General features: G+C 62.4%; 11 protein-coding genes. 10 read left to right on the top strand and 1 reads right to left on the bottom strand.

All coding sequences use genetic code 11. From position 1 onward, the window contains the following. On the bottom strand, positions 1-2,435 hold a 2,435-nt coding region (dnaE, locus tag QZ653_RS10620; protein ID WP_296420046.1), incomplete at its 3' end, for a DNA polymerase III subunit alpha. Positions 2,436-2,568: 133 nt separating this feature from the next. Here dnaE and QZ653_RS10625 point away from each other — a divergent pair. From QZ653_RS10625 to QZ653_RS10670, 10 genes are all read left to right on the top strand, one after another. Beyond that, entirely contained in the window at positions 2,569-2,898 is a 330-nt protein-coding gene (locus tag QZ653_RS10625) for an ArsR/SmtB family transcription factor (RefSeq protein ID WP_296420047.1), read from the top strand. Beyond that, positions 2,895-3,347: an SRPBCC domain-containing protein gene (locus tag QZ653_RS10630; protein ID WP_296420048.1), complete on the top strand. Its 453-nt coding sequence runs from the start codon at positions 2,895-2,897 to the stop codon at positions 3,345-3,347. The genes QZ653_RS10625 and QZ653_RS10630 overlap by 4 nt, the downstream gene beginning before the upstream one ends. A gap of 77 nt (positions 3,348-3,424) precedes the next feature. Continuing rightward, positions 3,425-4,384 (top strand): glycoside hydrolase family 5 protein, encoded by a 960-nt coding sequence (locus tag QZ653_RS10635; protein WP_296420049.1) that lies wholly within the window; start codon positions 3,425-3,427, stop codon positions 4,382-4,384. Positions 4,385-4,487: 103 nt separating this feature from the next. Then, entirely contained in the window at positions 4,488-5,849 is a 1,362-nt protein-coding gene (gene xdhA / locus QZ653_RS10640; RefSeq protein WP_296420050.1) for a xanthine dehydrogenase small subunit, read from the top strand. Next, positions 5,846-8,281: a xanthine dehydrogenase molybdopterin binding subunit gene (gene xdhB / locus QZ653_RS10645; RefSeq protein WP_296420051.1), complete on the top strand. Its 2,436-nt coding sequence runs from the start codon at positions 5,846-5,848 to the stop codon at positions 8,279-8,281. The genes xdhA and xdhB overlap by 4 nt, the downstream gene beginning before the upstream one ends. Beyond that, entirely contained in the window at positions 8,278-9,030 is a 753-nt protein-coding gene (gene xdhC / locus QZ653_RS10650) for a xanthine dehydrogenase accessory protein XdhC (protein ID WP_296420052.1), read from the top strand. The genes xdhB and xdhC overlap by 4 nt, the downstream gene beginning before the upstream one ends. Next, positions 9,027-10,559: an ABC transporter ATP-binding protein gene (locus tag QZ653_RS10655; RefSeq protein WP_296420053.1), complete on the top strand. Its 1,533-nt coding sequence runs from the start codon at positions 9,027-9,029 to the stop codon at positions 10,557-10,559. Before xdhC ends, QZ653_RS10655 begins: the two co-directional genes overlap by 4 nt. A 75-nt stretch (positions 10,560-10,634) precedes the next feature. Then, positions 10,635-11,717: an ABC transporter permease gene (locus QZ653_RS10660; protein WP_296420090.1), complete on the top strand. Its 1,083-nt coding sequence runs from the start codon at positions 10,635-10,637 to the stop codon at positions 11,715-11,717. A 133-nt stretch (positions 11,718-11,850) separates the two neighbouring features. Continuing rightward, positions 11,851-12,153, top strand: coding sequence for a hypothetical protein (locus QZ653_RS10665; protein ID WP_296420054.1), 303 nt, complete (start codon positions 11,851-11,853; stop codon positions 12,151-12,153). Next, a complete protein-coding gene (locus QZ653_RS10670; protein WP_296420055.1) occupies positions 12,153-13,067 on the top strand; it encodes an ABC transporter permease in 915 nt (304 codons plus the stop codon). The genes QZ653_RS10665 and QZ653_RS10670 overlap by 1 nt, the downstream gene beginning before the upstream one ends. Positions 13,068-13,201 lie beyond the last annotated feature (134 nt).

Genomic DNA, 13,201 nt, shown 5'->3' on the forward strand with positions numbered 1-13,201 from the left:
TCTTGAAAATACACCGCCAGCTTGTCGGTCAGGTGGATATCGCAGTTCATCACACCGGCCATAAACTCAACAGGATGGTTCGCCTTCAGCCATGCCGTCTGGTAGCTCACAACCGCATAGGCCGCCGCGTGGGATTTGTTGAAACCGTAGTTGGCGAACTTGTCCAGAAGGTTCCAAACCTCCATCGCCTTCTTGTCGTCGACCCCGTTGGCCTTCGCACCAGCGATGAATTTCGGGCGCTCCGCGTCCATCGCCTCCTGAATTTTCTTACCCATGGCGCGGCGCAGCAGGTCGGCCCCGCCAAGGCTATAACCGGCCATTTCCTGCGCGATCTGCATCACCTGTTCTTGGTAAACAATGATGCCCTGGGTTTCGTCCAGGATGTGGTCAATCGACGGGTGCAGCGTGTCGCGGTCGCTGATGCCGTTCTTGACCTCACAGAACTTCGGGATGTTCTCCATCGGCCCAGGACGGTAAAGCGCCACAAGCGCGATGATGTCCTCGATGCAGTCCGGTTTCATGCGCCGCAGCGCGTCCATCATGCCGCTGGATTCCACCTGAAACACGGCGACGGTTTTGGCCGCAGCGTAGAGTTTATAGGAGGCCTCATCATCCAGCGGGATCGCGTTGATCTCGTTCACCGCTCCCTCAGCAGGGGTATACAGCTGGGTGCCATCAGCGGCGATATGGATGTCACGACCGGATTTCAGGATCAAATCCATGGCGTTTTGAATGACCGTCAGGGTTTTAAGCCCCAGAAAGTCGAACTTCACCAGCCCCGCCTGTTCCACCCATTTCATGTTGAACTGCGTGGCGGGCATGTCGGACCGAGGGTCCTGATAGAGCGGCACCAGATGATCCAGCGGACGGTCGCCGATCACCACACCCGCCGCATGGGTGGATGCGTTGCGCAACAGACCTTCGATCTGTTGGCCATAGGTCAACAGACGGTCTACGACCTCTTCTGCATTGGCGGCTTCGCGCAGGCGCGGCTCATCGGCCAGGGCCTTGACGATACTGACAGGTTTGACCCCTTCAACGGGGATCATCTTCGACAGCTTGTCGACCTGACCATAGGGCAGCTGCAACACCCGCCCCACATCGCGCACGGCCGCCTTGGACAACAGCGCACCGAAGGTGATGATCTGCCCCACTTTGTCACGGCCATATTTTTCCTGGACGTAGCGGATCACTTCCTCACGCCGGTCCATGCAAAAGTCGATGTCGAAGTCGGGCATCGACACACGTTCGGGGTTCAGGAACCGTTCAAACAGCAGGCTGTAGCGCAGCGGGTCAAGGTCGGTGATCAGCAGCGCATAGGCCACCAGCGACCCCGCACCGGATCCCCGGCCCGGACCGACAGGGATGTGATGATCCTTGGACCATTTGATAAAGTCGGCCACGATCAGAAAGTAGCCCGGAAACCCCATGCCTTCGATGATGCCAAGTTCAAATTCCAGCCGTTTTTCATATTCTTCCACGGGGGCCGCGTGGGGGATGATGGCCAGCCGGTTCTTCAACCCCTCCTGTGCCTGACGCCGCAGTTCCGCGACCTCGTCATCGGCAAATTTGGGCAGGATCGGATCACGGGTATAGGCCTTGAACGCACAGCGTTTGGCGATCTCGACCGTATTGGCCACGGCCTCCGGCAGGTCCGCGAACAGCGTAACCATTTCCTCTTGGGACTTGAAATAATGCTGCGGCGTCAGACGGCGGCGCGGTTCGTTCTGATCCACATAGGCACCTTCGGAAATGCAGATCAGCGCGTCATGGGCCTCGTAAATCTCGGACTTCGGGAAATAAACGTCGTTGGTCGCCACCAGCGGCAGGTCCATGGCATAGGCCATTTCCACATGGCCCTGTTCGGACAGCTTCTCTGCCTCAGGCAAGCCGCCGTCGATGGGGTGGCGCTGCAATTCCACATACAACCGGTCCGGATAAATCGCCGCCAGCCGCGTCATCAACGCCTCCGCCGCAGGCCGCTGACCCGCGCGCAACAGCCGCCCCACCGGCCCATCCGGACCGCCGCTGAGACAGATCAACCCGTCGGAAAACGCCGCCAGTTCATCCACCGTCACTTGCGGCAGCTGATCGCCTTTATCCACATAAAGGCAGGAATTCAGCTTCATCAGGTTTTCGTAACCCGCCTCGGATTGCGCCAGCAAAACGATGGGTGCCGGATCCGGCGCACGCCCGCGCGGATCGCCGCCCTCCATCTGCACATCCACCTGACAGCCGATGATCGGCTGCACGCCCGCCTTGGCCGCATATTCGGAAAATTCCAACGCACAAAAGAGGTTATTGGTGTCTGTCACCGCCACCGCAGGCATCCCCGCAGCCTCCGCCAAACCGCTGAGTTTCTTGACCGGAACCGCGCCTTCAAGCAGCGAATATTCCGTATGGGTGCGCAGGTGAATGAATCGGGGTGTGGACATGGACCTACCCTAGCTTGGGTCGGCCACAGGCAAAACCCCAAGATGCGGGTTAGCGCCAGCAGATCCCGCCTTAATACTTAGCCGATAGACAAACTGTCTTGACAACCCCGCCCTACCCGCAATACTTACCCCTATGGCTAACCAAATCGACATCACCTTCTCCGCCCTGTCGGACCCCACCCGCCGCGCGGTCATCGAACGGCTGGTCACGGGGCCTGCGTCCGTTTCTGATCTGGCCGCCCCCCATGACATCGCCCTGCCCACCTTCATGCGCCATCTGCGCGTGCTCGAGGACTGCGGCCTCGTCCGGTCCGTCAAAAAAGGCCGCGTGCGCACCTGTCATATCGAGGCCGCCCCCCTGATGGAAATTCAAGGCTGGCTGGAATGGCAACGCCGCGTCTGGGAAGGCCGGCTGGACCGGTTGCAAGCGCTGGCAGAGGACATCGAAAGGACCACCTCATGACCACCGACACCTTCACCTTTGATCGCGATTTTCCCCTGCCCCCCGACCGTATGTTCACCCTGATGACCGACGCCAAGATGCGCGAAATCTGGGGCGCACCGGGCGACGCAGTGCTTGAAATGCTTGAGGCCGACATGCGCGTAGGCGGGCTGGAACGCCACCGCTGCGGCCCGGCGGAAAACCCCGAATTTGAGGTTGAAACCCGCTGGTACAACATCGACGCGCCCCATGCGGCCACCTACACCGAAGTCATCGAAGCAGGCGGCATGCGGCTGGGTGCCAGCCTTGTGACCTACACGCTGGTCCCTTCTGACACAGGCTGTGCGGCAACGATCACCGTCGCGGTCGTGTCCTTTGTCGGGCCCGAAATGATCGCCGAATTCCGCGCAGGATGGGAAGGTGGTCTGGCGAAACTCGACACCTTGGCGTCAGGCCACGACGCAGGATAATCGGCACAGGTTTGCCACCGGCGCACGGGCGCTTGAACCCATCTTGCCAGCCGCACCGGCCCCTGTTTCACTGGGCCATGCTTCGCGCCCTGATCCTGCTCCTTTCGGCCCTTGGCCCGCACGCCAGCACCGCCCAGACCTTCCCCGTGAACCGCTGCATCAACATGGGCGCGGCCCTTGAGGCCCCGATTGAGGGCGACTGGGGCTATGTCATCCAACGCCGCCACATCGACCGCATCGCGCAAGCGGGCTTTGACACCATCCGTCTACCGGTCAAATTCTCCGCCCATTTCGAAAACGGCCAATTCGACCCCGACTTTCTCGCCCGCGTGGATGAGGTCATGGGGTGGACGCAAGACGCGGACCTGAATGTGATCCTCGTCCTGCACCACTACTGGGACCTGATGGACACCGGCAGCGATGCCCACAAGGCCAACCTGATCGCCATGTGGCAGGTGTTGGGACAACACTACACGGACGCACCGCAATCGGTCCTGTTCGAACTTCTCAACGAACCGGAAGGAAACCTCACCACCGCTGACGCCGTGGCGCTCTATACCACCATCCTGTCTGACCTACGCCCGGCCCACCCGACCCGCTGGATCATCATGGGCGGGGACCAATGGAACAATATCGACAGCCTGGCCGACCTGCCCGACCCCGGCCCCTTCGACATGCACACGTTCCATTTCTACGAACCGTGGCAATTCACCCATCAAGGCGCGCCCCATGTGGAGGCGGACCTGCCCCGCAGCGGCTGGGGCAGCGATGCCGACCGCGCTGACCTCGCACAACGGTTCGCCCACGCCAAGGCCCAAAACCGCCCGCTGTTTCTGGGCGAATTCGGCGTCTATGACGCAGCCCCCCGACCCGATCATATCCGCTGGCTGCGCGCGGTGCGCCAGCAGGCCGAAGACCACGGCATCCCGTGGTGCCACTGGGGCTTCACCCAAGGCGGACAGGCGGGCTTTCAGGCCTTCGACGTGGACCGCGACGACTGGCGCGCGGATGTGCTGGATGCTTTGATGGGCGAGTAGCCCCCCTTGCCATCCCCGCCCGCCTGCGCTTTCATACCACCGCCGGGGTCTACGCCGCATCGACCCCGCATCTGGCCCATCTGGTACCGCGGCGGATATTGCCATGAACGTCACGTTTCTTCTCAACGGAGAGACCGTGGAGGTGGACACCCACCCCACCCGAACCCTGCTTGACTGGCTGCGCGAGGACCGCCGCCTCACCGGCACCAAAGAAGGCTGCAACGAAGGCGATTGCGGGGCCTGTTCCGTGATGGTCACGGATGACAAAGGCGCGCGCGCGCTGAACGCCTGTATCCTGTTTTTGCCGCAACTGCATGGCAAAGCTGTCCGCACCGTCGAAGGCATCGCCGCCCCCGATGGCACCCTCCATCCGGTGCAACAGGCCATGATCGACCACCACGGCAGCCAATGCGGGTTCTGCACGCCCGGCTTCGTCGTCTCCATGGCCACAGCCCACTTGGGCGGGCGCACCGACCACAACGATGTGTTGGCCGGCAACCTGTGCCGGTGTACCGGCTACGCCCCGATCATCCGCGCCGCCCAAACGGCTGAGGCGTCCGCCGTCCCCGCCCACATGCGCGACACCCCTCTTCATCTGGCCAAAAAAACTCAAATCCCTGCGCCCGAAACAAGTGACGCCTTGGCCGACTGGTACATGACCCACCCCGAGGGCACGCTCATCGCCGGCGCCACAGACGTAGGGCTGTGGGTCACCAAGGATTTCCGCGATCTGGGCGATGTGGCGTTCCTGAACCGCTGCACGGACCTGCAACAGATCGACGACCAAGGCGACAGCCTGCGCATCGGCGCTGCCGTGACCATGACCGACATGTTGGCCGCCGTCCGCGACCTGCATCCCTCCTATGCCGAAATGATCCGCCGCTACGGCTCCGACCAAGTGCGCAATGCCGCCACGATTGGCGGCAACATCGCCAATGGCTCCCCCATCGGCGACAATCCCCCCGCACTTATTGCCATGGGGGCAACCCTGCACCTGCGTCGCGGCGACGCCCGGCGCGACATGGCGCTTGAGGATTTCTTCATCGACTACGGCAAACAGGACCGCCAGCAGGGCGAATTTGTCGAGGCTGTGACGATCCCAAAATCAGCCCCCGCCCTGCGGTGCTACAAACTCAGCAAACGGTTCGACCAAGATATTTCCGCCGTGTGTGGCGGGTTCAACGTCACCGCCCAAGACGGCACCATCACCGCCGCCCGCATCGCCTTCGGCGGCATGGCAGGCACCCCAAAACGCGCCGCCTCGACAGAGGCGGCGCTGGTCGGACGACCTTGGTCGTTCGAAACCATTGAGGCCGCTGCCAAGGCCCTCGCACAGGACTTCACCCCGCTCAGCGACATGCGCGCCTCGGCCAGCTACCGGATGGAGGCCGCCCAAGGCCAGCTGCGCCGCTATTTCGACGACCTGAACGCGCAGCCCACAAACGTGTTGGAGGTCCGCGCATGAGCGTCGCAAAACCCCTCCCCCATGATGCGGCGCGCCTGCATGTGACCGGCCAGGCCCGCTACGTCGACGACATCCCGACACCGCAGGGCACCCTGCATCTGGCCTTTGGCACCAGCACCATCGCGCGCGGAACGGTCACCTCCATGACCCTCGACCGCGTCAAAGCCGCATCAGGCGTGGTGGCCGTACTGACGGCGGATGATCTGCCCTTTGCCAACGACGTGTCACCCTCCGCCCATGATGAACCGCTGCTGAGCACCGGTGAGGTCCACTACCACGGCCAGCCGCTCTTCGTGGTGGTTGCGACCTCCCACCTCGCGGCACGGCATGCCGCGCGTTTGGGGGATGTGACCTATGCCGAAGACACCCCGATCCTGACCATCGAAGACGCGCTGGCCGCCGATGCGCGGTTCGAAGACGGGCCGCGCATCTACACCAAAGGCGACGTGGATGACGCGCTGTCGGCGGCACCCCACCGTCTGCAGGGCCGGTTGGAGATGGGCGGGCAGGAACATTTCTACCTCGAAGGGCAAGCCGCACTCGCGCTGCCGCAAGAGGGTGGCGACATGGTCGTCCACAGCTCCACCCAGCATCCGACCGAAATTCAGCACAAAGTGGCCGAAGCTTTGGGCGTGCCCATGCACGGCGTCCGCGTGGAAATCCGGCGCATGGGCGGCGGGTTCGGCGGCAAGGAAAGCCAAGGCAACGCGCTGGCAGTGGCTTGTGCGGTGGCCGCCCGCCGGACAGGCCAGCCCTGCAAGATGCGCTATGACCGCGATGATGACATGGTGATCACCGGCAAACGCCATGATTTCCGGATCGACTATGATGTGGGGTTTGACGACGACGGACGTCTGACCGGCGTCGATTTCACCCATTACACCCGCTGCGGCTGGGCGCAGGATTTGTCGCTGCCCGTGGCCGACCGCGCCATGCTCCATGCCGACAACGCCTACCTGTTGCCCGCAGCCCGGATCACATCGCACCGGCTGCGCACCAACATGGCCTCTGCCACGGCGTTCCGTGGGTTTGGCGGACCGCAGGGAATGTTGGGGATTGAACGGGTGATGGACCACGTGGCCCATGTGTTGGGGCGCGACCCGGCTGAGGTGCGGCGTGTTAACTATTATGCCGCGGCGGCTGAGATGTCGGATGCCTCCGGCGGAGGTATTTCAGAACCAGAGAAACAGGCGAAGCTGTCCACCGCCGACCTTGCGTCCCGTGGTGCTGTTCAAGTGTCCAGCGGGTCCGGCGGTGCTGCGCGTTTTGGCGGGGCCTATTCGCCAAAGGCGGAAGAGGCTGACAATTCGACGCCCTATGCCATGCCGGTCACCGATTTCATCTTGCATGAAATGACGGACCGTTTGTTGGCGGACGCGGATTACGCCGCGCGCAAGCAGGCGGTTGCAGCGTGGAACGCGGGGCATGCGACCCTGAAGAAAGGGATTGCCTTTAGCCCCGTGAAGTTCGGGATTTCGTTCACCTTGACGCACCTGAACCAAGCGGGCGCTTTGGTGCATGTGTATCAAGACGGGTCAATTCACCTGAACCATGGCGGCACGGAGATGGGACAGGGCTTGTTCCAGAAGGTCGCGCAAGTGGCCGCGTCGCGGTTCGGCGTTGACGTCGAGGCGGTCAAGATCACGGCCACGGACACCGGCAAGGTGCCCAACACCTCGGCCACAGCGGCGTCCAGCGGGTCGGATTTGAACGGCATGGCGGTGCAGGCGGCTTGTGACACGATCCGGGGCCGTATCGCGGCGTGTTTGGCGCAGATCCACGATGTCGATGCAGACACTGTGCGGTTTGAAGACGGGTCGGTGCATGTGGGCGACATGGCCATGTCCTTCGCCAAGGCCGCGCAGACCGCCTATGAAAACCGCGTCAGCCTGAGCGCCACAGGCTTCTACAAAACCCCCGACGTCGCGTGGGACCGGATCGCGGGCAAGGGGCGGCCGTTCTTCTATTTCGCTTATGGCGCTGCGGTGTCCGAGGTGGTCATCGACACGTTGACCGGTGAAAACCGTCTGCTGCGGGTCGATGTGTTGCACGACGCTGGCGCGTCCTTGAACCCGGCCCTCGACATCGGCCAGATTGAGGGCGGATTTGTTCAGGGCGCGGGTTGGCTCACGACGGAGGAACTGGTCTGGGACGACGCGGGCCGCCTGCGGACCCATGCGCCATCGACCTACAAAATTCCCGCCTGTTCGGACCGGCCTGAGGTGTTCAACGTCGCCTTGTGGGACGGTGCCAACCGGGCTGAGACGGTCTACCGGTCCAAAGCAGTGGGGGAGCCGCCGTTCATGTTGGGGATATCCGCGCATCTGGCGCTGGCGGATGCCTGTGCGGCCTGCGGGCCGAATTATCCTGATCTGCAGGCACCTGCGACCGCCGAAGAGGTGTTGCAGGCCGTCGGGCGGGCGCGTGGATGACAGATGTGGTGACGGTCACGGTCGCGTCCACGCGCGGATCGGTGCCGCGAGACGCGGGCACCTTTATGGAGGTCGGCACTACGCAGGTGCACGGCACCATTGGCGGCGGCGCGCTGGAATATGAGGCCATCCGCCTCGCCCGCCAAATGATCCACGATGGCAGTGCCGCCATGGAACGGGTCTTTCCGCTGGGCCCTGATCTGGGCCAGTGCTGCGGCGGGTCGGTGACCTTGTCATTTGCCATGGGCGCAGGTCAGGCCGAGACGACGGCACCGCCCCTGTGGATTTGGGGTGCAGGCCACGTGGGGCGCGCCATTGGTCACGTCATGGCCCCCTTCGCGGACAGGGAGATCACCATTGTCGACACCACACCGGACCGGATGCCGCAGGATTTGCCTGATTGTGTGGCCCCCATGGTCGCCGCAGACCCGGTTCGGGCCGTGCCGCACGCGCCAGCCAGCGCGGACCACATCATCGTCACCTATTCCCATGACCTCGATCTGGCGCTGTGCGATGCGCTGCTCAGGCGGGGATTCGGCAGTTGCGGTCTGATCGGATCGGCGACCAAATGGGCCCGTTTTCGACGTAGGCTCGCGTCAATGGGGCACGCCGATGCCCAAATTGCACGCATTGCTTGCCCAATCGGCAATCCCGCACTCGGAAAACACCCGCAGGCCATTGCTGTGGGCGTTGCCGCTGCGCTAATCTCTCCAATGGCGGACAAGGCCATAGGGGACAGGACGGGATGACACAGGCTGGGCATGACCGCGCCTTGATGGTGCTGGACGGGCTGACGAAAGCCTATCCAGGTGTCGTGGCGAACAAAGATGTCTCCTTTCAGATGCGGCGCGGCGAAGTGCATGCGCTGCTTGGGGAAAATGGTGCCGGCAAATCCACCCTAGTGAAAACCATTTACGGATTGGTTAAGCCCGACAGCGGAACGATGACGCTGGAGGGGGCTGCCTTTGCACCCGGAGACCCGCATGCCGCACGGCAGGCCGGTATCGCCATGGTTTTTCAGCATTTTTCCCTGTTCGAGGCGCTAGACGTCGCGGAAAACGTGGCCTTGGGTATGGAAAATCCGCCCCCCCTGCGCGACCTTGCGCAGCGTATTCGGGACGTTTCCGAGGCCTATGGTCTGCCCCTTGATCCGGCCCGGACCGTCGGGGATTTGAGTGCGGGTGAACGCCAGCGGGTCGAAATCATCCGCTGTCTTTTGCAGGACCCCAAGGTTCTGATCATGGACGAACCGACCTCCGTCCTGACCCCGCAAGAGGTTGAAATCCTTTTTGAAACCCTGCGTAAGCTGCGCGATGAGGGGACCGCGATCCTGTATATTTCCCACAAGCTGGAGGAAATTCGCACCCTGTGTGACCATGCGACGATTTTGCGACTGGGCGAGGTGGTGGCCACCTGCGATCCGCGCGCCACATCGGCCCGTGACATGGCCGAAATGATGGTCGGGGGCAGTTTGCACGTGCCGCAACGCGACGTCGCCATTCCGGGCGAGATGTTGATGCAGATCAAAGGCTTGTCGGTCAAATCCCCTGCCGAATTCGGGACGTCCCTCAAGTCGATCGAGATCGACGTCCGCGCTGGCGACCTGTTGGGGATCGGCGGTGTCGCAGGCAATGGTCAGGACGAGTTGCTGGCCGCCCTGTCGGGCGAAATCACAGCGCCAAGAGGGCAGATTTTCTTTTCCGGTCAGGACATTGGCGCTTTGAAACCGGATGCGCGGCGCAGTCTGGGGATTTGTGCGGCCCCCGAGGAACGGATGGGCCACGCGGCGGCCCCCGACATGTCGCTGATCGAAAACGCAGCGCTGACGGGGCGCAAGCGCAAGGGTCTGACAACAAAAGGATTTATCGACTGGCGCAAGGCGCGCAGTTTTGCCGAAGAAATCATCGAACGGTTCGATGTCCGCACGCCAGGGGCGGGAAATGCGGCGCGGTCGCTGTCGGGGGGCAACCTGCAGAAATTCGTGATCGGACGGGAGATTTTGCAAGACCCGCAGGTCTTGATCGTCAATCAACCCACATGGGGTGTTGATGCGTCGGCAGCGGCAGCGATCCGGCAAGCGCTGCTGGATTTGGCGGCCAAGGGGGCGGCGGTTATTGTGATCAGTCAAGACCTTGATGAACTTATGGAAATTTCAACCACCTTTGCCGCCCTGAACGAAGGGCGGCTAACGAAACCGCGCCCTGCGCAGGGCCTGACGGTGGATGAGATCGGACTGATGTTGGGCGGTGCGCACGATATGGAGGTGGCCGATGTTTGACGTCTGTTTTTGCAAAAATGCAGATACGGATCACGTATGGCAAACGTCTGGCCGGCGTATGGCCGGGAGCCACAGATGATCGCGTTGGAGAAACGCCCACAGCCAAGCCGTGGCTGGACGCTCGCGTCGCCAGTGGTCGCTGTGCTGTTAACCATGATTGCCGGTGCGGCCCTCTTCGCGGCCTTGGGTCAGGACCCTGTGCAGGCGCTGGTCAAGATTTTTTACGAGCCGCTGTTTGGCGAGTTCAACTTTTTCTACCTGCCTCAACTTCTTATCAAGGGCGCCCCGTTGGTTGCGATCGCATTGGGTCTGGCGATCGGATTTCGGGCGGGCATCTGGAACATCGGGGCGGAAGGCCAGTACATCATCGGTGCACTGTGCGGGGCGGGCGTGGCGCTGGCGCTGTATCCGTCCGAGGCGCGGTGGCTGGTCTTTCCGGCGATGCTGCTGGCGGGGGCCTTTGGCGGCTTTGCCTGGGCGATGATACCGGGCCTCTTGCGCGTGCGGTTTGGGACCAATGAAATTCTGGTGTCGCTGATGTTGGTCTATGTGGCCGAACAATTGCTGGCGTCCATGGCGCTGGGTCTGATGCGCAACCCCGAGGGGCAGGGCTTTCCGGGATCGCGCAACATGGCGCGGATGGACGCCGCGACCTCGTGGATTGATCAATCCAACGGGATGCATTGGGGCGTGGTGATTGCCTTGATCGGGGTGATCTTCGCCTACATCCTGTTCGCCCGCCACATCCTTGGCTTTCAGATCAAACTGGCGGGGCAAGCCCCGCGGGCGGCGGCGTTTTCCGGCGTCAGCCCCGCGCGGTTGGTGTTGTTCTGTCTGGGCACCTCCGGCGCTTTGGCGGGGCTGGCTGGGTTGACCGAGGTTGCGGGGCCATCGGGGATCGTGTCGATTGATTTCAACGTGGGCTACGGGTTCACGGCGATTATTGTGGCGTTTCTGGGCCGTTTGCATCCGGTGGGCATCTTGCTGGCGGGGACGCTGATGGCGCTGACCTATATCGGGGGTGATGTGGCGCAGTCGTCGCTGGGGTTGCCCGGTGCGGCGATACAGGTGTTTCAGGGCATGTTGCTGTTCTTTTTGTTGGCTGTGGATGTGATGACCAATTACCGGATCCGCTGGCGGGAACGGGGGGCGGTGTGATGGACCATTGGAGTGAAGGACCTTTGTCTGGCGGGCCCTCCGGGGGGAGTTTCTTGGGCCAGATGAAGGGGGGAGACAGCGTGCACCTGAAACGTCGCGCGTTAACCTTAATCAAATGTGAAGAGGGTCTGTCATGGTAAAGCCAATGGTGATGGGCGGCCTGATGGGCGTCATGATGCTGTGGATGCTGCATGGGGCAGTGACCGGTGGCGGCGTGGGCCTTTGGGCTGCCGTGGTGTTTGTTGCGGCACATGTTGTTTTGGTGGCTTTAATCCTGGGGGCTGCGATTTTTGCGGCACGTCTGTCGCCTGCTGCACGCCGCGTTCTGGCGCGGGTGCATCGACCATCGTTGTCCCACATGGGCACGATGGTGGGAACGGCAGTGCTGATTGTCGCGGTCGTGCATCTGGGCGCGCACGGGTTTGGTGGCGTGTGATGGAATTTGGATCAATCAACCCCGTGCTGTTGCTGGCCTCGCTTATGGTTGCGGCCACGCCGATCATGTTGGCGGCCATCGGGGAACTGGTCGTTGAACGCTCAGGCGTTTTGAACCTTGGCGTCGAAGGCATGATGATCGTGGGATCGGTGCTTGGTTTCATGGCCGCCACGGGGACGGAGTCTGCGTGGCTCGGGTTTGTTGTCGCGGCCTTGGGCGGGGCCGGACTGGCGCTGTTGTTCGGGGTGTTGACGCAGTTTTTCCTGTCCAATCAAGTGGCCACAGGGCTGGCTCTGACGCTTTTCGGCCTCGGCCTCGCGTCGTTGATGGGACAGGGGTATCTGGGCGTGAAGGCGCCCAGTTTTCCCGACTGGCACATCCCGCTTTTGGGGGACATTCCGGTACTCGGGCCGATCGTGTTCCAACATGACCCGATGGTCTATGTGGGCCTGTTGATCGTGGGCGGGGTCTGGTGGTTCCTGAACAAAACGCGCGGCGGGCTGATCCTGCGCGCGGTGGGCGAAAACCACGAAGCCGCCCATGGCCTGGGCTATTCCGTGCGCCGTGTGCGTATGCTGGCGATCATGTTTGGCGGGGCCTGCGCCGGCCTTGGCGGCGCGTACCTGAGCCTTGTGCGGGTGCCGACCTATGCCGAAGGGCTGACCGCCGGGGCAGGATGGATCGCGTTGGCGATCGTGGTCTTTGCCAGCTGGAAACCGGGCCGTCTTTTGCTGGGTGCCTATCTTTTTGGCGGGGTGACTGTTTTGCAGTTGAACCTGCAGGCGGCGGGGGTTGCCATTCCGGTCGAGTACCTTTCGATGTCGCCCTATATTGCCACCATCCTCGTTTTGGTCATTATGTCCGCCGGCGGAGCGCCGGGATCACTTGGCAAGACGTTCCATGCCTCACGGTGAGGCACCACTCGAATATCCACAGGGGGATACATTATGTTGAGAAGAACACTTATGGCGACAGCGGCCGCAACAGCGATGCTGGGCGGGATGGCGATTGCCGACGGGCACGAGCCTGTGAAGGTCGGCTTTGTCTA

This window comes from Pseudooctadecabacter sp. (assembly GCF_020627745.1).
Lineage (GTDB): Bacteria > Pseudomonadota > Alphaproteobacteria > Rhodobacterales > Rhodobacteraceae > Octadecabacter.